The sequence below is a fragment of the Saccharicrinis fermentans DSM 9555 = JCM 21142 genome (assembly GCF_000517085.1).
GTDB lineage: Bacteria > Bacteroidota > Bacteroidia > Bacteroidales > Marinilabiliaceae > Saccharicrinis > Saccharicrinis fermentans.
Map to the genome: position 1 here is coordinate 3824752 of NZ_KI912107.1, position 23366 is coordinate 3848117.

A 23366-nucleotide genomic window follows, 5' to 3' on the forward strand; every position below is an offset into this window, starting at 1 on the left:
TCAAAAACTGTTAGCATAGCTAAGATATTAATTGGAAATTAAGACAAAATTACGCAAAACGTTATAACATGTTAGATAAACTATTAGCCAAAGAAACTAAACTATCAGTCATAGGATTAGGGTATGTGGGCTTACCCATCGCACTGGAGTTTTCAAAGAAAATGAAGGTCATCGGGTTCGACATCAAACAAGATAGAATTGACTTGATGAAACAAGGCATCGACCCCAGCAAGGAATTAAACAAAACAGATTTTGATGGTTGCGATATTGAATTCACAAATCATATTGAGGATGTAAGAAAAGCTACTTTTCACGTAGTGGCTGTCCCTACACCAATTAACGAACACAACCTACCCAATCTGAACCCACTACTCAGTGCTACACGCACTGTTGGGAAAGCATTAAAAAAAGGAGATATCGTTGTTTTTGAATCCACCGTTTATCCCGGTTGCACTGAAGAAGACTGCGTACCCATCCTGGAACAAGAGTCAGGTCTTAAATTCGGTATCGACTTTAAAGTAGGTTACTCTCCAGAGAGGATTAATCCCGGCGACAAGGAACACACCTTAACCAAGATTCTTAAAATAGTTTCCGGCAGCGATTCCGAATCACTCGACACCATAGCCAAGGTATACGAATCTATAATTAAAGCAGGCATACACAAGGCCAGCTCTATAAAAGTAGCGGAAGCAGCAAAAATTATAGAAAACACACAGCGCGATGTAAACATTGCACTGATGAACGAGCTCTCGTTGATTTTTGACCGCATGAATATCAACACCTACGAAGTATTGGAGGCGGCAGGCACCAAGTGGAACTTCTTAAAATTCTTCCCTGGGCTCGTTGGTGGCCATTGTATTGGTGTGGACCCCTATTACCTGACTTATAAAGCCAATGCCTTAGGATACCACTCTAAGATTATTGATAGCGGAAGGGTGATTAATGATTCTATGGGTAGCTATGTGGCAGAAACCACCATCAAAAAACTCATCAGAAAAGGGCACAACGTTAATGGAGCCAAGATATTAATCATGGGTGCTACCTTCAAAGAAAATGTAAGTGACATCCGCAATTCCAAAGTAGCTGATGTATACAACGAGCTGGTTTCATTCAGTGCCCATGTAGACGTGGTCGATCCCTATGCCAATTCCCAGGAACTACTTGAAGAATATGGCTATGAATTAATCCCGGAAATATGCGACAAGTATGAAGCAGTCATATTGGCCGTTAACCACAAAGAATATCTAAAACTGGACGAATCATACTTTAAAAAGATCACCAAAAAAGATGCGGTCTTTGTGGACATCAAGGGCGTATTCCGCGGAAAAATAAACGAACTGGAATACTGGAGCCTCTAATAAAACAATAGAAGCACAACAGCTTTCCAGCTCTTCAAAAAGCGTATACAGTTTATACCGGGTCAGCCCTTGCTAATTCGGTATAATACTTGCTTAAGACCTGCATTGACTCTCCAAAATAACATTTAACGAAGATCATCCTACAGTAATAGTTCTACATTTGAATGACCCCACATTAAAAAAACAGGTTAACATAGTCATCGCCGCATAAAATTCTACATTTATGTAGATTATTCTACATTCTGCCCCATTTTTTCTACAATATGTGTATTTTATACATAAAGAACACTCCGCTACCGATCACTATTAATTAAAGTAAAAATAACCATTATTTAAGACCACTTACACTCATCACAACACATAGCACATTCCTCAAATTTACAAGCACTTAGACATATCATTTCATATCTTTACCATTAACACTATCTAGGACAAGAAGAATTTAAAATGTTTAAAAACACAGATTTTTTTTCAGCAAAAATGTGGTTTTTGGACACATTATTGATATATTTATAACAGATAGAACGAGAAAAACAAAAAGAATTACTAATCATTAAAATTTTTAACATTATGATCAAAGAAAAAGCGAGAACTGAAACAAACTTGGAAGAGAAAATCATTTCCTTTGTTAGCGAAAAACAACCTGTTCACATTGGTGAAATATTCAAGACTTTAAGAATATCTCAGACCAAGGGGCTGAATTATGTAACTTCAATGATTAACCAAGGTAAACTTTATTATGCATCCAATAACCAAGTTAACGTATTTTAATCAACCAAGCCCGGGTCATTCATTCAACCCTAAATTTCACCTTTAGACTTCCCTCACTACAAATGACGGGAAGTTTTTTTATGCCTATACGTGATCACTGCACAAAAAAACCTCTTCACCATTACTGATAAAGAGGTCGAATAAATTCTTTTTTATACTCCTAATCATCCATGCCTACGTACCTCAACACGTAATACAATAAGGTAACCAAGGATGACAAAGCAGCCACCACATAAGTATAAGCTGCCCATTTTAAAGCATCTTTGGCTTTATCATGCACAGCACCGGTAGCTACCCCACTGCTATCTAACCAAGTCAATGCCCGTTGTGTTGCATTAATTTCAACGGGTAGAGTAACAAAGGCAAACAAAGTAAATACCGAATAACACATAATAATAATCTGCAATGCCAACTTGTAAGGCAATAGTCCCGGAAGTAAAAAAGCACCAAATATCATTACCATAAAAATAATATTCAGTACGCTTCCGCTAATATTCTGTATGGGCACCAATGCAGAACGCATCTCAAGAGGTGCATAACCTTGTGCATGTTGCACTGCATGACCACATTCATGCGCCGCCACAGCAGCAGAAGAAACCCCCTGTCCTGAATACACTTCCGGACTCAGATTAACCGTTCTATTGGCCGGATTATAATGATCCGTCAGCTTACCAGGAACAGACACCACTTTTACATCGTAAATACCATTATCCTTTAACATTTTCTCAGCAACGTCTCTTCCGGTCATTCCATACGACATAGGAATTTTTGCATACTTTTTAAACTTCGATTTCAATCTCGAGCTTACTATCCAGCTCAACAGGAAGAAAGCTCCAAAAATCAATAATAAAAATGGATCATACATAATTCTCTCGTTTTTTTATAACACACTAGCATTTCACAATCAAAAACTTTGCCACTCCTAAATTACAATGACAAGTAAAGACTAATCAGTTAAGAAGGCAGAATCCTCTGCCACTTTCGCAGCGAACACTGCCACCCATGACATTTAGCTCCTCACCCCAAGACTTCTGATAACAACCACAATACCTATAAAAGAGCCTCAAGCATCAGCCTTTTATTCCTTAGCAAATTGCAGTGCATTACCGATGGCCATCGAAGCGTAGACTCCAACATTTTTCATAAAATGAAAATGATATGGCGAATAAGCATCTTTCTGTAAGCTTTGAACAGAAATAACACCGATCACCTCAGTATAGATCCTTAGCGGAATATAGATCAACGACTCCGTCTCCTCTCCATTGGCAACGGGTCGTACCTCAGACAAATACAAGGTATGCTCCTTATGAAAATCACGCATAAAGATATCCAAATCATGAGAAAAAGAATACACAGCCAATCGCCCTTTATCCTCTATCAGATACCTGACAAAAGGTTGCCGTTCGCCCAAGAGGTAAACATGCGCAAAATCGATAGATTTTTCACGAGCATTGAATACTCCAATGGAAAACACATCCGTACACATCACCTTAGACACAGATTGATACAACAACTCTGCGATCTGATCCAGCGATGACTTAAACCTAAGCAAGTGAGCCACCTCACTTAACACCTCAATATCCTTACTACTATCCATCAACGACTTAGCCTGATACGCCAACTGTTTCTTTTGTACATCCAGAATCTCTGTCTGCTGTTGAATTTCGGTTTGTTGCTGTTGAATTTTACGTTTATGCTTACTCAGTTTTTTCTCCAGCTCATCCTTCAGGCTCTTCTCCTTACTCATCCACACTCTCACCGGCCAAAACACCAATCCCATCAGTAATATAATGGCCAACATTCTAACAAGTGCATACTGATACCAAGCGGGTCTTATTTCAAAAGAATAAGATGCACCTTCTTCATTCCAAACCCCATCATTATTACATGCCAACACCTTAAAGGTATACTTACCAGGACTTAAGCCAGGATAAAAAGCCATATTAAAATCATTAACGGGCGACCATTCCTCCTCAAGGGGTTCCAGCTTCCATTTATACTTTATTTTCTCCGGTACGGCATAACTCAAGCCATCAAAAACAAAGGCCAGATGACTTCTATTGTAGGGCAAGCTCAAATTTTGCGGCAAAGAAAACCAAGCACTAATGGAGTCATATTCAGCCTGTATAGAATCCGAATCCCAATTAGGCTTCTGAAAATTAAGCAATATATCACGCAGGTAAATGGGAGGTTCCAGGTAATTAGGACGTTCAGCATCGGGGTTATATACCATAGCTCCTTTAATGGTTCCGAACCACAACTTCCCATCTCTATCCAACAAGTTACACCCGCCATTATTCTCAACCCCTATAAATCCATCATCCTTATCATAGTTTTGTATCGACACCAATTCTCCTGTTTGATCCAAAGTTAACTTATCCACCCCATTTTGGGTTCCTGCCCAAATATTCCCTTCGGCATCGGCAATCACAGAATAAACATTGTCAGACCTAACACCGGTAGAAGAATCAAAATATGTAAACCTTTGACCATCATACCTATTCAACCCACCCGTAAATGTAGCAAACCATATATTACCTACCTTATCCTCTGCCGTTTGTAACACCCAAGAAGAATTCAATTGGTTCACATCAGAAAAATGAACGAAGTGTATATGATCGTATTTAAAAACGCCTTTGGTAGTTGAAATCCATATATTCTGTTTGGAATCGACAAATAAGTTGGTGATAAAGGGAGACACCAAGCCCGAGTTAGCAGGAGTAAACCAGTGGCTTAGCTGCCCTGGCACATATTTAAACAAACCCTTACCATATATACCCATCCAGATGGTATCACCCTGCTGTATCATATCCACAACAGGCGTTTGCGGATCCAGTCCATACTTTTCTCCAACAGAAATAAAACGCTTATGATCATATTCATACAAACCCCCAACGGTTGCAACAAGTACATTTCCATTCTTAAGCTCTAACATACTGCGTGCTTGTGCCATCTTAGCATCCGCCGACGCCTGCAACAATTCAACTTTTTCACCATCAAACACCGAAATAGTATTATTGTCGTCGCCCAGGTAAACTTTACCTTCGCTATCCTGAAATATACTCCTAACAATATTCCCACCCAATCCGCTCTCTTCATTAAAAGAAACAAATTTATCACCACCATATTTGAAGACTCCAGATCCACTGGTTCCGAACCACATATTCCCCTCTCTATCTTCGCCCAAAGAAGTTACCAATGATGTTTTTAGTCCATTGCTATTATTAAACAACTTAATTTTATCGTCATGAAACCACACTATTCCTCCCGAAGAAACCGCCACCCAAACGCCTCCATCTCTGTCCTCATAGGCCCTAAAAACCCTATCCAATGGTATTTCCTTGGGCCAGTCAATATCTTTAACATCGCCATTCAATCCCAGCACCAACAAATTTTGCGTGCCATCACCCTTCCCAAAAGCAAGAACCCATTGATTTCTATATTTATCCTGCAACAAGGGAATTAATATCTTGTCCTCCAGGCCGTATGTCTCTTGCATATGCGATAATGTCACCTGATTATTTTCAATCTCACAAACTCCTTTATCAGTGGCTATCATCATTTTCTTTGGACCCGATTTCGACATATAAAAGATCGTTTTATCTTTAAAAAAAGCTTTATTTTCACGCGTAAAATCAGTCACTTCACCCTCTCTAAAACGATAAATAACCTTTTCTCCACTCACACTGCGTGCCATCAACCATACCGAGCCATCCATCATCTCCATAAATTGCATACGATCCTGAAAGATAGCCGTATCCGATTTCAGGTAGTATTTAAAATCTTTTCCATTATATTTTATCACACCCTTAGGTGAGCCAATCCACAAATCATAATTATTGTCGGAGTACAAACCCATCACAAGATCTTCAAGTAACCCATCCTTTTTGGTCAGCACATCAAAGTGCATACCATTAAAACGACATAGGCCTCCACCATTGGTGCCCAACCACAAATAGCCAAACTGATCCTCAGCAATATCATTCACCTCGGATTGAGGGAGCCCCTCCTCCAAGGAATATTGACGAAAAAAATGATGCTGCCCATTGAGAACACAAGGCAACAAAAAAACAACAAAAACAATATGTACAAACTTTAACTTCATATACCTCACTCATTCATAAACCACCAAGCACTATACTCGCACAGCACTGATCTACAGCACAAATACAAAATATTCCCTTTTAATAAATCACTAAACACCCCTATCACCCAAAATCATCTAATGATTAGGAATGCATCAAAAAGCTACAAAAAAAAGACAATGAAAAAGATTAAAACCTGAAATATATAAATGGTTTTATATCCATTAAGCTAAATTGGTAAATAATTACTGAAAAAACAACGACAACAATCATCTTTATAACAACATTTGCCCTAATAAGGTTGTATTTTATTAATCGTTCCAATTCCGAAGGTAACCAGTGAAGCATATACCCCAAAAAGATCACAAACAAAACACTTGCATATGCATGAAATAATTCACTGGGATTATAGATTAAAAAGGCAGAGGTCAGGCGCATAAGAAACAATCGCAAAGTCTCCATATCGGGCGATCGAAATACGACCCATGTAAAAACTATGAAATGAAAAGTAAGTAAAAAAGCTATAAATTTGGGCATTTTAAAGTTTACTTTTTTAAAAACCCCCAACATCATTTTTTCAATCAACAGGGCCAATCCATGCAAGGCGCCCCAAATAACAAACAACCATCCGGCACCATGCCAGAGTCCTCCCAGGAGCATCGTAATCATCAGGTTTAATCCTCTACGAATGGTTCCGTGTCTATTTCCGCCCAATGGTATATACAAATAATCACGCAGCCACGACGACAAGGAGATATGCCATCTCCTCCAAAAATCGGTAACAGATGTAGCCACATAAGGAAGGTTAAAATTATTGGGTAATTTAAATCCCAATATAAGAGCCACACCAATGGCAATATCGGTATATCCTGAAAAATCACAATATATTTGTAAGGTATAAGCATAGGCACCCATAAGAAGCTCTACACCGCTATACATCATGGGGGCATCAAAAACACGATCTACCAAGTTGACAGACAGATGATCAGAAATAACCATTTTTTTGAACAGACCGCCCAATATTAACCACACAGCCCACCAGAATCTCTTTTCGGACAGCACATACTTTTGATGCAATTGCGGTATAAACTCCCAAGCTCTAACAATGGGTCCAGCCACCAGTTGGGGAAAAAAAGACACATAAAAACCAAAATCCAACATATTTCTTACCGGCTTTATTCTATTCCTATAAACATCCACCGAATAACTAATGGTTTGAAAAGTAAAAAAAGAAATACCCACTGGAAGCAATATATGACTCGTCGCCAGTCCGGTTTTAAAAAAAGCATTGGTAATTAGCGAGAAATAATTGACCACATTCACCTTTAGTCCAAAAAGCTGAAATAAAAGCTCTGCAAAAAAATATGCATATTTAAAATATGCCAACACACTAAGATTGACTACCAGGCTCAGTACCAACAAAAACTTCCGCACCCTTTGTTTCTTTGAACTACCAATCCCCAGCCCGATACAATAATCAACAATGGTTGAGAACAACAATAAAAAAAAGTAATACCCTCCGGCTTTGTAGTAAAAAAAGATACTGGCCACAAAAAGAAATGCATTGCGTAAAACACTGCGATTGAACAAGAGTGCATTACCCAACAATACGACGCCAAAGAACACCCAAAACAAATAATGCGTAAAAACAAAACTTGACTGAGGGTCATATTTTAATATTCCAATAATATTTTCCAAACTTCTATTCGTATGTTAATTTGAACTTAAAATCGTTTGTTTTTCTTCTACAAAATGTTCATTTTTTACATAATCACCATAGTCACTCATGATGGCTTTATACAACCAAGCTGCCACTTTTTTACCGCCCGCCCTGTTGAAGTGTGTATAATCAGACATGGCCAATTTAGGATGACCAGTCACCCATTTTAATATGGATCCTTCCCCGCCCATGGCTTCAAAAAGGTCAAAAAAAGCGCATCCGGCCTTAAACGCAGCTTGTTTTTGCGCTTCTTTAATCTTAAATATATGCGAATAAGCCTGCGCCTTACCGCCTTTCAACCTACCCACATCACCAACTCCAACAACTAAAACAGGCACCCCGGGCATCGTCTTTTTGAGTATCTCCAGTTGACGGTAAAATGTTAAGCTATAAAAACCATAATTCTCAGTAATAGTAGGTACCATATTGGTACCGTATTGCAAAATAACCAGACCAATATCCATATATTCAGCCATCGATTTATACAGCAAAGTATCTGTTTTATCAAGTCTGGGAGAAGACTGTCCTCGCATGGAGATATTATCCACGGCCACTCCACACAAACTATCCAGACTCATACCTAGAAACAAAGGGCTTTGCTCACACTCGAAGTCCAGCGCAAATTTACGAGGAGCACGCGCAAAGGTCCAACTGACCTCCGTAATATTATCGTCTGTCTCCAAGGAATCGGAACTTATCAAGTCATCTCCCCAATAAGCCTTTACCACAAATGGTTTTTCTATGTTTTTCAATAACAAGCGCGACTTATAAAACTTGGAAGCCTTGGGCTGAGCCATATAGGACCTACTCACCAGAACCCTGGATTTCCTCATGGAATCAATTTTCACCACCTTTCCCATCAATCCATATTGATATCCCTTAATTAAACGCGGATATTTATACACCTCATGCTGACTCCAGGCGCCTTTGTTGGTAATCCATACCGAAGAAAACTGTTTTTGCGGATCATATAAAGGTATAAGACCAGGGCCTGAGCCTTTAAAATTAGTTTGAAAACGCTCCCGTAAAAATTTAGTAATACGATCCCCTTCAATCTGCGAATCGCCCATGTGCAATATCCGTATCACTTTATTATCTTCCTGTGCCGATTCTATTTTCCGATAAAAAGAATACAACATCCTTTTAAACGAAGACGGATATTGCATTTTAAGTTTTTGAACAATAGAATCCTCTTTTAAAGAAGCGACTACACCTATTGAATCAGCACTTAGGGAGTCTATTTTCGTATACAAAGCACTGTCCTGTGCTACAACACTGCCCATGGCAAGAGAATCATTAATACCAGATCTGGCTTGCACCATAGGTTCTCCTGATTTACAACCGTCTAATATATGTTTTACAGAAAACCAACGTATCCGATACCCTGTATTCCCCAAACCAATGCCTTCATCAGGTATAAAATAGGCTAGAGCTCCAAACAGCATCAGAACAAGCATATAGTATAAAAATATTTTAGGTGGTTTTATCATATATGCATTAAATTACATTTCTCATAGGCAAACAACACATTTGAGCATTCACTCTGTCATTTATCAAAAACAAATATATTAATCCTATGGAACAAATACGTTACACCACGAATTAAGATACACAAAAGTATCATTATCTTTCATACATATAAAATTTAGTAAAATACGCAAATACCCAACCCACACAACAATCCCTTTCCCTTACACAATCTCTCAACTACTGCACGCCATTTTTCTTCAGAAAGGCCACATACTTTTTATCTTTCTCCAAAATATGCTCCAACAGCCAGTTTTTCAGGTATTCGATGATTTCAAAAGAAACGGTAGCATCTCCTGCTTCAAACTCATTTTTAAAATTTCTTATCTTCTCAATAAACTCTTCATGATTTGCTTTGTGTGCATCACTATACTCGTAGCCAAACGCTTCAAAATATTTTTCTTCCACTCCAAAATGGTACACGGTATAATCCAGCAATTCTTTAAATACCTTTTTATACTTAGCCTTACTACTTCCTTTACCAAAATAGCTATAAGTAAGGTTAATTAAATCAACAAGCACCTTATGCTGCTCATCTATGGTTTTTAATCCAATATAAAATTGTGGTCCCCATGCAATAAGTTCCTCACGTATTACATCCCCTTGTCCATCCGCTTGTCCGTTACTAAAAAAGGAGATGGTTTCTTTTAGAGCCTCAGCCTGACTGGTAAATTCCTCCGAGGACGCAGCCAGCTCTTCAGAGGATGCAGAAGTGCGCTGGGTAATTATATTCATTTGAGTAGTAGCATCGTTAATTAGTCGGGCGCCACTATTCAGTTCTCTCAAAGCTGTTCCTACGCCATTTACCAAATCAACACATTTCTGAAAACTAACAGAAAGCTTCTCTGAAATCGCACGCGAGTAATGTGTCACATCCAATGTTTTTTGCGACAGTACATTCATCTCCACAGCTGCTTTTTTACTATTTTCGGCCAGTTTACGAACCTCTGAAGCCACCACAGCAAAGCCTTTACCATGCTCTCCGGCTCTGGCTGCCTCCACGGCAGCATTCAAGGCCAAGATATTGGTTTGTTGGGCAATCGCATTAATAATATTAATCTTTTCATGGATCAACTCAATGGCTTCTTCACTATCAATACTGGCCGAATGCATTTGTTCCATCTCCTTTTCGGCCTGAACAAAACGAGACATGGTTTGATCAGCATTGTCTTTTGCCACTCCAATACTTGCGGTCATTTCCTCAATGGCAGAAGAAATATTTTCGGCACTTTGCACTTGATCAGCAGCTCCCAAGGAAAGTGTTTGAGAAGCGGCACTGATCTCAGTACTTCCGGTTACAATCTGCTCGGCGCTATTATTAATCTCATCAACAATATGATTCAATTTCTCATTCATGCGATTAAAAGCCATTCCCAATTGACCTATTTCATCTCTACCTTTAATGGATGATTTCTGACCTAAAATACCATTTGAAATATTCAAAAAATAAGGAAGCAGGCTTTTGATAGGTTTGCTGATGGTTTGAACAACCCAGTAAATAATACCTACAATAACCAAAAGCAATATGATGGTGGTAATCATTAAGGTTAGGTCTATCTGTTTTCCGATTTTCAACACTTCCTGATTACTAATACTTACCGCATCCACCTTTTGAAGAATCACATCAAAATTATCCGTCACCTCATCTATTGCGCGCGCCGTCTCATTTTCATAAGCATATTGCAAACGGATGAACTTATCCTCGGCATTCTCTTCCAATATATTGTTAAGGGTCATGACGGACCTATGCAATGCTTGGTGCGGTTTCTCAACGCCTTCCAGCAGAGGCGCTATTTCAGGATATGCATATGCAATCATCTCTTTATTCCCATCATACCATTGTCCAAACGCACATTGATGCGCATCTATCTGTACCTGGATATGATCCACAGTAGAGTCTGTAAAAATCTCATTTACCTTATTCACCCAAATCATGTGATCGAGGTAGGCATGTGTCAAATTCTCTTTTAAATCTTTGTCTTTGAAGTTTTTAGTGACATTTTCACTTAAGCGGGCTACTGACAAGATGGTCGTTACAAAAGCAATCATACATATGACCAGAATCATGCCTAAACCATACATGATTTTTTTTTGGATGCTAACATGCTGAAATTTCATCAATCTTTCTTTTTGTTAATGTTTGCATGGTAAAGGTTAGACATGGAGTCTCCGTTTTACTGCCAAAAAACAAATTGGATACGTTTTCGAAGAAAAAAAGCACACTTTAGAATCAAACTAAATTATTGATTGACCGATTTTTCAACACATGCACCCATCCCTTTTTAATAAAAACACGATTATTTACTATTTTTCCGCCTTGTTTTTCGTTTACTAATGACAGAAGTCATATTTTTGTGCAACGAACAAATATTAAGTGAAGCAGTTAATATCTCTAAGCAGATAAACATATGGACAGAACAACAAAGTTATATAAAGCAATACAGGAGCGAATTCTGATATTGGATGGTGCAATGGGAAGTTTGATTCAAACTTATAAACTGGAAGAGGAAGATTATAGGGGCGAGCGGTTCAAGAATCATCACATGCCCATCAAAGGAAATAACGATATTCTTTCCATTACCCAGCCACAACTGATTAAAGAGATTCATACTAAATATCTGGAAGCGGGTTCTGACATCATTGAAACCAACACATTTAATGCCACCACCATATCGCAAGCCGATTACGATATGCAAGCAGCTGTTTGGGACATCAACTATCAGTCGGCCAAGATAGCCCGGGAAGCAGCAGATGCATACACCCTCAAAACGCCGGAAAAACCACGTTTTGTTTGTGGTTCTATTGGCCCCCTAAACAAGGCCCTATCGCTCTCGCCAGACGTAAACAACCCTGGATACAGGGCCGCCAGCTTTGATGAAGTAAAAGCAGCCTACTTGGAACAGGTAGAGGCACTCATCAGGGGAGGCGCTGACCTTTTGATGATAGAAACCGTCTTTGACACCCTCAATGCCAAGGCAGCCCTATTGGCCATTGATGAAATTTTCGACAAGATGGGTAAGAAATTACCTGTGATGGTTTCTGGAACAATCACAGATGCCAGTGGAAGAACGCTGTCGGGACAAACGCTGCAGGCCTTTATTGACTCTGTTTCGCACATGGATATCCTCAGCATTGGCTTAAACTGTTCTTTAGGAGCCAAGGAATTAGAACCCTATGTGACCGAATTATCGGAGAAAGCGCCTTTTTATATCAGCACCCATCCCAATGCCGGTTTACCAAACCAATTTGGCGAATATGACCAAACGCCCGAACAAATGTCGGCGCTTATCAGCAAGTGGCTTGAAGCGGGCAAAGTAAATATACTTGGAGGATGTTGCGGCACCACGCCCGAACATATTGCAGCCTTAGCCAAAGCAGCAGAAAAATACCACACACACCAAAAAGTTAAGCCTCCTGAAATCACGCATCTAAGTGGACTAGAGTCCTTACAAATGCGTTCAGATACTAACTTTATAAACATAGGAGAACGATGTAACGTGGCTGGATCACGTAAGTTCCTTCGCCTCATCAAAGAAAAAAAATACGAAGAGGCTGTTGACATAGCGCGCCACCAGGTTGAAAACGGAGCACAGATTGTAGATGTTAACATGGACGATGCCATGTTAGATGCCAAAGAGGAGATGGTCACTTTCCTGAACATGCTCATGTCTGATCCTGATGTATCACGGGTACCTATCATGGTCGACTCCTCCAAGTTTGAAGTCATAGAAGCTGGCTTAAAATGTCTTCAGGGCAAATCTGTAGTCAACAGTATCAGTCTGAAAGAAGGTGAAGAGATCTTTTTACAACAAGCAACAACCCTCAAACGCTACGGTGCTGCAGTAGTGGTGATGGCCTTTGATGAGAAAGGACAGGCCGACAGCTTAGAGCGTCGTAAAGAAATTTGCTCACGAGCCTATAAACTTCTTACAGAAAAGGTTAACTTCCCTCCACAGGACATCATCTTCGACCCCAATGTATTGGCCATTGCAACCGGTATTGAGGAACATAACAACTATGCCGTTGACTTTATTGATACATGCCGATGGATAAAGAAGAATCTGCCCCACGCACACATTAGTGGTGGCATCAGCAACCTATCATTCTCCTTCCGAGGCAACAATGTGGTACGCGAGGCTATTCACTCTGTATTTCTATATTACGCCATTAAAGAAGGCTTAGACATGGGCATTGTAAACCCCGCAATGCTTCAGGTATATGACGAGATACCCAAAGAACTATTGGGTTATGTTGAAGACGTGGTTTTTAACAAACGACCAGATGCCACCGACCGCTTGGTTGACTATGCCGAAACCATCAAAAACATCACCCCAGAAGAGGGTGAAGTTAAGCAAGCTGCTTGGCGAGAGGGTAATCTGGAGGAACGCCTAAGCCATTGTCTGGTTAAGGGAATCAGTGACTTTTTAGAAGTTGACATTCAAGAAGCACTGGAAAAATACCCTACAGCACTGGATATCATTGAACAACCTCTCATGGATGGCATGAATGTGGTGGGCGACCTCTTTGGTGATGGAAAGATGTTTTTACCCCAGGTGGTAAAAACGGCACGGGTGATGAAAAAAGCAGTAGCCATTTTACAGCCCATCATCGAAAAAGAAAAAGCATCAACAGGAGCCTCGTCCAGTAATGGAAAAATACTTATGGCGACAGTTAAGGGTGATGTTCATGATATTGGAAAGAACATTGTCGGTGTAATCTTAGGCTGCAACAATTACGAGGTAATTGACTTGGGCGTGATGGTTCCTACCGAAAAGATACTTCAAGAAGCCATTGACCAAAAAGTTGATATCATTGGCTTAAGCGGACTGATAACACCCTCCTTGGAAGAGATGGTGAATGTAGCCAAAGAGATGAAAAACCGAAACTTTGAAGTACCACTTATGGTAGGAGGTGCAACCACCTCAAAAGTACATACGGCCGTAAAAATTGAGCCACAGTACACTGAGCCGGTCATTCATGTGAAAGATGCCTCTAAAAGTGCACAGGTAGTGAGTGCATTGCTTTCTAAAACAGGCAAAGCGGCATTTGTAAACAAAACAAAAGAAGAGTATGCTGCCCTACGCGAACGCAATGCCAACAAAAGACCTGTGGTCATTGCTCCCATAAGTAAAGCCCGAGAAAAAGGCTTTAAAATAGATTGGAGTCAGGATCAAATATGCACTCCCAACACCATGGGTATTCAGGTATTTGACGACTATTCCATTGCTGAGATTAGAAAGTTTATTGATTGGACCTTCTTTTATCAGGCCTGGAACCTTACAGGTAACTACGATGGGATAGAGACAGTAACAACAGCTCAACAGGAAACCGAATGGCTCAAAAAATATAAAACAGAAAACGCCCTGGCCAAAGCCAAAGAAGCCCTGAAACTCTGGAGAGATGCACAAGCTATGCTCGATAAAATTGAGCGTGATAAAATGTTAACCCCTAAAGCTGTATTTGGATTATTCCCGGCAAACAGTGAAGGAGATGATGTGATCGTTTACACAGACGAAAGTCGTACGATAGAAAAAACCAGGTTTCATCAAATACGAGAACAACAAGACAAACCCGGTAAAGAAACCTTTCATGCATTATCCGACTTCATTGCACCTGTTTCTTCGGGTGTAAAAGATTATATTGGAGGCTTTGCCGTGACTTCAGGCATCGGTATTGAAAAGTGGGAAAAAGCGTATATGGACGACCACGATGATTTTAGTGCTATCATGTTAAAATCACTGGCCGACAGGTTAGCTGAAGCCTTTGCTGAGCTACTGCATTTTCGGGTTCGCAAAGAGTTCTGGGGCTATGCCCCTGACGAGGATTTTAATACTGACAACTTCATTCGTGAACGTTACAGAGGCATCCGTCCGGCATTGGGATACCCTGCCTGTCCGGATCATAGCGAAAAAAGATCACTATTTGACCTAATGGAAGTGGAAAAAAATGTGGGCATCACTCTCACCGAACATTTCAGTATGTACCCCAATGCATCCGTTAGCGGATTGTATTTTGCACACCCCAAAGCCATGTACTTTGGTATTGGTAAAATAGGCAAAGATCAAGTGGAAGATTTAGCCCAACGCAAAGGAATCTCTACTGACGAAATGGAAAAATGGATTCCCATCAATTTAAGTTATAGATAAAACAGGATTCGTTGCTTCATAAACAACGTATATCTTCGTATCAGAACCCTCATAAAAAAATAAGACACATACAATGACAGCTGCAGAGTTAGTTTTAAAAAATAAAGAAACCAAGTTCTCATTTGAGCTACTACCGCCTTTAAAAGGAAATAACATCGATAAAGTATTTAAAACCATCGATATATTAAAAGAGTTCAATCCTCAATTTATCAACATCACCTCACACCGCGAGGAGTATAAGTTTGAAACGAACGACAAAGGATATGTAGAGAAAAAAGTAGTACGCAAACGTCCAGGTACAGTAGCTGTTGCGGCCTCCATACAAAATAAATACGGCATTAAAGTAATCCCCCACATCATTTCCCGTGGCTTTACCAAAGCAGAAACAGAATATGCCTTAATAGACCTTAACTTTTTGGGCATCCACGATGTATTGTTATTGCGAGGAGATGATGCCCACAAAGATAAATATCCAGAGAGAAGCGAAGACTGCAATCAATATGCCATTGAGCTGGCTGAACAGGTTAACAACCTAAACAAAGGAATCTATCTGGACGGCACAAGCAACGATGCTTTTACCACACCTTTTGCTTACGGAGTTGCAGGTTATCCGGAGAAACACGAAGAAGCACCCAACATGGATTCGGATCTAAGATACCTAAAAGCCAAAGTGGACGCTGGAGCCGAATATGTAATGACACAAATGTTTTTCGACAACCAAAAATATTATGACTTTGTTGATAAATGCAGAGCCATGGGTATTACAATTCCTATCATTCCGGGTATTAAGCCCATTACAACAGCCAACCAACTCACGGTATTGCCCAAAATATTTAGTTGTGATATCCCCGAAGACTTCGCCAAAGAGTTACGTAAATGCAAGGACAATGAACAGGTAAAACAAGTGGGAATTGAGTGGTGCATTCAACAAGCTCTTGACCTAAAAAAGAACGGCGTACCCATCATTCACTTCTATACCATGATGGCAACCCAAAGCACCCGAAAAGTAGCCGAAGCTATCTATTAAGACATAGAAACCAATACCAATATTAAATCCGATTCATGCCATGAATCGGATTTTTTGGCAATGAATATTCATAAATTCATCAAGCTAAAAGGTATAACTTGACAAATTTCATATTAACTTTATACGAAATATCACCAAGAGTTATCATATTTACCGCATAAAACTTATGCAACCATGTTACTTAAATCCATTAATCCGGCCAACGGTGAAACTGTACACGAATACCCTGAGTCACAGTGGGAAGAAATAGACACCACTATCCGCAGTGTTAAAAATGCCTTTCATTCATGGAAAAAGACATCCACACAAAAGCGTATTGATCATGTCAAAAAATTAGCCCACCTCCTAGACATTCGTAAGGAAAACTTAGCCCACACCATGACCATTGAGATGGGTAAGCCCATTCAGGAATCCAGGGCCGAGGTCGAGAAATGTATCTGCTTATGTAATTATTATTGTGAACATATCGATGAATTTTTGAGGTCCAAGTCTATACCTACCGAAGCCACTGAATCCTATGTCTCCTTTCAGCCACTGGGCGTGATACTGGCCATTATGCCATGGAACTTTCCTCTCTGGCAGGTATTCCGATGTGCTATCCCATCCATTCTGGCCGGAAATACAATGGTGTTAAAGCATGCTTCCAATGTACCCGGTTGTGCCATCGCCATCGAAGATTTATTTCTAGAGTCTGATTTTCCGGATGACATATTCCGCTCTGTGCTCACCTCCAACAGAAGAGTAGAGCGTATAATCGCCAACAAACGCATTGCTGCAGTAACCCTCACAGGAAGCACCAAAGCCGGACAAGCGGTAGCACAAACAGCAGGAACCTACCTCAAAAAATGCGTTTTAGAATTGGGTGGCAGTGATCCTTATATCATCTTAGATGATGCAGATTTGGACATGGCGGTAGAAGCATGCGTTAAAGGCCGCCTACTAAACACAGGACAGAGCTGTATTGGTGCCAAACGATTTATCGCAACCGAAAAAATATATGACGAGTTTGAACAACGTTTTGTAGCAGAGATGAAAGCAGTAACCATGGGCGATCCGCTCAATGAGTTCAACCAACTGGGTCCAATAGCAAGAGGCAACATACGAGAAGACCTTCTGAGCCAAGTAAATAAATCCATATCGATGGGAGCCCATCTATTATGCGGAGGCGAGATCAATTACGACGTTGAAGGCTTCTACTACCCTGCCACGGTTTTATCTAATGTACAAAGCGGAATGCCAGCATATAACCAGGAATTGTTTGGTCCGGTAGCATCCCTTATCAAAGTAAAGGGAGAGCAAGAAGCCATTCATATTGCCAATGACACTAGTTATGGATTGGGCGCTGCTATCTTTACCGCTGATGTTGAAAAAGGAAAATACATCGCTGAACATGAGCTGGATGCCGGCTGTTGCTTTGTAAATGATTTTGTGAAGTCAGACCCCCGGCTGCCTTTTGGTGGCATCAAGGATAGTGGATATGGCCGCGAACTCTCCATCTATGGCTTACACGAATTCGTTAACATCAAAACAGTATATATTAAATAATGACATTTGAACAAGCATTACTAAAAGCCTCTCATATATGCGCCCGCCAAGAGAAATGTATTTTTGATATCCAAAAAAAACTCAATGACTGGCAGGTGGAACCTAATATTGCCCAACGGGTAATAGACCAGTTGATCAAGGAAAAATTTATTGACGAAGAGAGGTATATTCGGTTTTATGTAAAGGATAAATTTTTATTTAACCGCTGGGGAAAAATAAAAATAAGGTGGCAACTGAAGGCAAAACAGATATCCGGCAAGCAGGTAGACACAGCGCTCGAACAGATTAATATGGGAGAATACAGGCAGGCTTTGGCGCAATTATTGATACAAAAAAAACGTTCAATAAAAAACGATGATCCATTTAAAACAAAAGCTTCACTGATCAGATATGCATCATCACGTGGCTTTGAACCACCGTTGATATATCAAATTTTAGACAATGAAGTAATGAGCGATAACAAATAAAACATGAACCTATGAACCTCTTTAACTTACCAAAGTCACTTAGCAGGCTAATACTCTGCATGATGATATTTACACTTTCTTTCTTCTCATTGGAGGCCAAAAGAAAACCCTCTTGGGTCAATCAACGTCCCACCGACACAAACTACTATTATGGCAGGGCCATGAGCTCAAAACTAGATGGTGAGGTTTCTTTCCGGACAGAAGCGCGTAATAAAGCATTAAAAGAACTTAGCTCTGAAATTAAGGTGACTATCTCATCCAATTCTATTCTACGGCAATTTGAACATAATTATCAGGTAAAAGAAGAGTTTGAAGCAAGCACGTATGAGTCGGTAGAAGCCACCTTAGAAGGCTATGAGGTACTCACATGGGAAAACAAAAAGGAATATTGGGTAATGGTTCGTCTTAACAAGGACAAATATGCCATGCTCAAGAAACAAAAACTGGACTATGCAAAAAAAATGTCCGCCACCTATTATTACGACGGAAAAAAAGCGGTTGCCCAAGGGAATATCTACGAAGGCTTACTTTTTTACGTACAAGCCATCAAAGCCATTAAAAACCACACTGCAGAAGACCTGAGCTATAGAGATATCGACGGCAACTTAAACCTGGGATCAGATATTTTTAGCGCCATACAGGATGCGTTCAGAAAGATTAACCTGGAAGCGCTACAATCATCCTTCGTATTAGAATTTAGCAAGCAAATAAAAGTACCCTTAGCATTAAAAGCAAGTTACACATCCACCGCAGGTAATCAACATCCAATCGCCAACTTACCCTTGGCTTTTTACTTCACCAAAGGAGAGGGTGAACTCACAAATACAGGAACCACAGATCGCGACGGAAAAGCCAACTGTGATATTATCCGATTAATTTCCAAAAGAAAAAACCAGGAAATAACGGCAGAATTTAATTTGGATTTATTTCTTGAAAAAGAAACCGAAGAAGACAAAGTTCTCTTAAAAGCCTTCTTTCATGATGAATACTTACCTAAGACTCGTTTCAATATTGAAGTACAAAAATCTACAGCTTATGTGGTAATGAATGAGCTTGTATTTGACCAGGCTACAACAAATGGCGCTTTAGGAAATGCCATACGATCGGAACTGGCACAAAGTTATTTTAATATCACCGAGGACAAAAACAATGCGGACTTTATTGTTACTATCAATGCAAAATTCACAGCAGGAGGAGAGAGAAAGGGAAAGGGATATTCTGTTTTTGTTGTATTTTCCGACTTTCACATATCTGTTACCGACAACAAAACACAGATGGAGATATTCGCCGACGGCTTCGATAGCTTAAGAGGAATGCAACCCCGCAGTTACGAATACGCATTAAAGAACGTTCGGGAAAAAAGCGTGCAAAAAATAATCGATGAAATATTCCCTAAAATGGAACAGGTAAACTTGTAAGAATAACAGATCAGCCCACAATCAAACAGAAACCAACACCCTAAGGAGGTGTATACATTGTGGCCCTATTGTAAAGACGAACAATCCAAACAAAATGGATAAACTATTTATGGAGAGAATAGTCACAAAACCGGGTCAGTGTCAAAAGTTGGGTATTTAGATGGAAAATATTTTTTCTGTATGGAGAGGATTGATGGATTCTTTTAATACATACCTTGTTCTTGCTGCTTATCGATATGTCCTTTTTATTCGGAGAGGTTTATTTTTAAAGGCCCTCATGATAACTTCGTCATTATCATTGCCATAAAAAGGACCAAAATAGCGCGCATTGGAACCGTAATGTTTTTTAACTTTTTTTTTGCAAGGAGGGAAAACAGGATAAGAAAGAATATGCTTGAGGCGCAGGAAACAACATGCACCATCAAGACACACAAAGGCATATCATCATCAATCCGCAAAGATGGCCTTGGGTCGATATGCGTAGTAACCACCAAACACTGACACAAAGAGCGAAATAAAATAAAACAATAAACTCATGGCCACCGCATGATCCTGGTTCAATCCCAGATACTGAGAGCCAAACATAAATGTAACTTCCCTTAACCCCAGTCCTCCTAATGAAATAGGAATGGCCGACATTACACTAGACAATAAAAACAAAAACACGTAATCATCCTGTCTACCAGCCAGCTCAGTCCCCATTGATTTTAATATAATGATAGCAGAAATCATTTGTAGTCCCTGAATAACAATCGAAAGCAAAAGCACCTTCCAGGTAGCTCCCGTTAAATGGCGACTAAAAAGACGTAAATACATAAAATAGCCCAATACGACAAGGGGAATAAACAGCACAAAATAATTTAGAAAAGGATTCACCCATCGCAGCAGATCATGAATCATCTTAATTCCTCCTTCCGGCACCGCCACTACAGAAAGATCATAATCGATAAAATAAACCAAGGCACATAGATAGACCAAGATTACAGATAAACCACTCAGTCTATCAGCCAATACAGTGCCCACCAATCGTTTTATCGAAGTATGGTAATACTTATTGATTAAGTACACTTTATAACCATCGCCACCAATACCTCCCGGCAAAAACAAATTGTAAAACATCCCCATCCAATAAAGTTTCATATTGACGGTTGTACTTATTTGAACCGGTACGTATCTATAAAAAGTATTCAGTCGGAATGCCGACACAACCTGAGATACTGCATAAATAAAAATGGACAATAACAATAAGCCCCCATTAATTCCTTTAATGGCAACAAAGGTCTGTTCTATATCAATTTTTGAAAAAACATAATATAATGCGGCAATCGATAAAATTATTTTAGCAACAAATTTTATTGCTTTAGCATGCTTCTTTAAGTACGACAAAATCAGAAGTTTTTATATAAAATATTCCGAACAAAAGTAATGGTAATTTACAATTATAATAATTTATTAACTAAGCTTTAACTTCCTTGTATATAAATTACGTACCAGCACACTTTTATTTTATGCCACATTATCTATTAAAACCATCCGTAAAAAAACAAACAACGGACTGATCATATTCTTTTACAACAAGTGCAAAGCACCAAACCTGATCTATTCATCAATTATCCACTACGACAAACCATGAATACATCAGGCAAGATAAAAGACCAAGCAAAAAGATGATGGATAAATAAATACCCATAGCATCTTTAATCTTTATTTCAGCAACATTTCTGCCAGTTCTTCCTCATAAAAGAAGTTTTCACTACCAAAGGCAGGCTTCAGGTCATCGATCCACATCGCTTTACTATCATACTTAGCAAAGAACGGACGTGCAGCCCAGTCACTATTTCTACCTTGTATAAATTCGAGGGCCAGCACCTTCTCTCCCTTAATTTCAGCAAGTCCGATCACTCTAATTTTCCCCGGCGTACAAGACATACTTGGTCCTCTCACCGTACGTGCAATACCGCTTACTTGGGTATAAGCCTTCTGAAAAATTTCCCATGCTTTCACCACCGGAATTCCAAAATAATCTTGCGCACCCGTATCGCGGGCAATAAACATATAATAAGGTATCATTCCCAAGCCCACTTGTTTTTGCCACATTTCAGCCCAAACAGAGCTACTCGCATTGATATGATTAAGAACAGGAGACTGGGTTCTGATCACAGCTCCGGTATTTCTAATTCTACGAACGGCTTTTTTAACGGCATCCGTACTAAGCTCCTGCGGATGATTAAAATGTGCCATAAAAGATATGGATTTACCAGCCTTGGTGATACGTTCAAACACGGCCAACAGATCATCGGCATCTGGCTCTGTTAGAAAACGGTATGGCCAGAAGCTCAATGATTTAGATCCGATTCTAATCGTTTTAAGATGAGCAATATCAGCCTCTAATATTTTAGAGATATATGTATCAAAGGCCTTGGCTTTCATCACCATAGGATCACCACCAGTGATAAGCAGGTCGGTAATTTCGGTATGCTCCTTTAAGTATCCCACAATAGAATCGGCTTCTTTCATAGAAAACTTAAGGTCTCCATCCATATTGGTAAACTGCGGCCATCTAAAGCAAAAAGTACAATATGCATGACAAGTTTGTCCCTGCGAAGGAAAAAACAACATGGTTTCCCGGTACTTATGCTGCACACCATTTAACTTTTCACCATTTAGTTCTGGCACATTATACTCTAACTGACCAGCTGGATGAGGATTTAGCTTTTCCCGTATAATATTTGCTTCCCGTCTTATTACAGTTTTATCAGCACCAGAGCGAATCAGAGCAGCCATGTGATTAAAATCATCAGGCGCTAGCATACCCTTCTGGGGAAAATTTAAAATAAACATTGGATCGTCGCGGAAATTATCCCAATCAATCAACTCGTTAACAACGTAGTTATTGGTCTTAAAGGGAAGCACATTTCCTACAACCTCAATATTCAATAAATCATCATCCGACAATCTTTCGATTTGCGGAATACTTTTAAAATTATGCAATGCGTAAGTTTGATACCTCATTGTCACACAGTTTTTATTAGTTTCTAATCTCTCAACACAAACTCAAAATGCCCAAAAAATTGCGATAATCCATCTGTCCCTTTCAATTGGAAAGAGTAAATCTATTCATGCATTTATAATTTTCATTTGCTGCATGTAACTCCCAAGAAAATTTATTATTCACCAAATATGTTCAACGGCGTTCTTAAATACGATGTATTTCACTCACCAGTATAAAAAATTGAATTATTAAATTTCACATGCTCGTTTCATACCATAAAAATAAGATGTCTCTACACCCCAAAAGACAG

14 protein-coding genes are annotated in these 23366 nt (G+C 39.5%); 7 read left to right on the forward strand and 7 right to left on the reverse strand.

Annotation, left to right across the window (positions count from 1 at the left end):
* The first annotated feature begins 68 nt into the window (after nucleotides 1-68).
* The gene (locus CYTFE_RS0115575) at nucleotides 69-1358 is read left to right on the forward strand and encodes a nucleotide sugar dehydrogenase (protein ID WP_027472550.1); all 1290 of its coding nucleotides are present in this window, start codon (nucleotides 69-71) and stop codon (nucleotides 1356-1358) included.
* A gap of 570 nt (nucleotides 1359-1928) precedes the next feature.
* Nucleotides 1929-2129, forward strand: coding sequence for a hypothetical protein (locus CYTFE_RS0115580; RefSeq protein WP_027472551.1), 201 nt, complete (start codon nucleotides 1929-1931; stop codon nucleotides 2127-2129).
* Between the two features lie 160 nt (nucleotides 2130-2289).
* Here CYTFE_RS0115580 and CYTFE_RS0115585 read toward each other — a convergent pair whose 3' ends face one another.
* The 5 genes from CYTFE_RS0115585 to CYTFE_RS26800 all read right to left on the reverse strand — a co-directional run bounded on the left by CYTFE_RS0115585 (nucleotide 2290) and on the right by CYTFE_RS26800 (nucleotide 11579).
* Nucleotides 2290-2994, reverse strand: coding sequence for a zinc metallopeptidase (locus CYTFE_RS0115585; protein ID WP_027472552.1), 705 nt, complete (start codon nucleotides 2992-2994; stop codon nucleotides 2290-2292).
* Between the two features lie 213 nt (nucleotides 2995-3207).
* The gene (locus CYTFE_RS0115590) at nucleotides 3208-6234 is read right to left on the reverse strand and encodes a ligand-binding sensor domain-containing protein (protein WP_027472553.1); all 3027 of its coding nucleotides are present in this window, start codon (nucleotides 6232-6234) and stop codon (nucleotides 3208-3210) included.
* A gap of 169 nt (nucleotides 6235-6403) precedes the next feature.
* Nucleotides 6404-7912, reverse strand: a complete 1509-nt coding sequence (locus tag CYTFE_RS0115595; RefSeq protein WP_027472554.1) for an MBOAT family O-acyltransferase — start codon at nucleotides 7910-7912, stop codon at nucleotides 6404-6406.
* Between the two features lie 15 nt (nucleotides 7913-7927).
* Entirely contained in the window at nucleotides 7928-9391 is a 1464-nt protein-coding gene (locus tag CYTFE_RS0115600; protein ID WP_044213571.1) for an SGNH/GDSL hydrolase family protein, read from the reverse strand.
* A gap of 250 nt (nucleotides 9392-9641) precedes the next feature.
* Nucleotides 9642-11579: a bacteriohemerythrin gene (locus tag CYTFE_RS26800; protein WP_044213570.1), complete on the reverse strand. Its 1938-nt coding sequence runs from the start codon at nucleotides 11577-11579 to the stop codon at nucleotides 9642-9644.
* Between the two features lie 290 nt (nucleotides 11580-11869).
* On the opposite strand from CYTFE_RS26800, the gene metH reads away from it, so the two are divergent.
* The 5 genes from metH to CYTFE_RS0115630 all read left to right on the forward strand — a co-directional run bounded on the left by metH (nucleotide 11870) and on the right by CYTFE_RS0115630 (nucleotide 20064).
* Nucleotides 11870-15607, forward strand: coding sequence for a methionine synthase (gene metH, locus CYTFE_RS0115610; protein ID WP_027472556.1), 3738 nt, complete (start codon nucleotides 11870-11872; stop codon nucleotides 15605-15607).
* A gap of 73 nt (nucleotides 15608-15680) precedes the next feature.
* Complete coding sequence (gene metF / locus CYTFE_RS0115615) at nucleotides 15681-16634, forward strand: methylenetetrahydrofolate reductase [NAD(P)H] (protein ID WP_027472557.1); 954 nt, start codon at nucleotides 15681-15683, stop codon at nucleotides 16632-16634.
* 174 nt (nucleotides 16635-16808) lie between these two features.
* Entirely contained in the window at nucleotides 16809-18179 is a 1371-nt protein-coding gene (locus CYTFE_RS0115620) for an NAD-dependent succinate-semialdehyde dehydrogenase (RefSeq protein WP_027472558.1), read from the forward strand.
* Nucleotides 18179-18646, forward strand: coding sequence for a regulatory protein RecX (locus tag CYTFE_RS0115625; RefSeq protein WP_027472559.1), 468 nt, complete (start codon nucleotides 18179-18181; stop codon nucleotides 18644-18646). The genes CYTFE_RS0115620 and CYTFE_RS0115625 overlap by 1 nt, the downstream gene beginning before the upstream one ends.
* A gap of 59 nt (nucleotides 18647-18705) precedes the next feature.
* Nucleotides 18706-20064: an LPP20 family lipoprotein gene (locus CYTFE_RS0115630; RefSeq protein WP_027472560.1), complete on the forward strand. Its 1359-nt coding sequence runs from the start codon at nucleotides 18706-18708 to the stop codon at nucleotides 20062-20064.
* 447 nt (nucleotides 20065-20511) lie between these two features.
* On the opposite strand, the gene CYTFE_RS0115635 is transcribed toward CYTFE_RS0115630, so the two are convergent.
* Together CYTFE_RS0115635 and CYTFE_RS0115640 are read right to left on the reverse strand one after the other, a co-directional pair.
* Nucleotides 20512-21450 (reverse strand): lysylphosphatidylglycerol synthase transmembrane domain-containing protein, encoded by a 939-nt coding sequence (locus tag CYTFE_RS0115635; protein ID WP_044213567.1) that lies wholly within the window; start codon nucleotides 21448-21450, stop codon nucleotides 20512-20514.
* A 318-nt stretch (nucleotides 21451-21768) separates the two neighbouring features.
* Nucleotides 21769-23076: a KamA family radical SAM protein gene (locus CYTFE_RS0115640; protein ID WP_027472562.1), complete on the reverse strand. Its 1308-nt coding sequence runs from the start codon at nucleotides 23074-23076 to the stop codon at nucleotides 21769-21771.
* Nucleotides 23077-23366 lie beyond the last annotated feature (290 nt).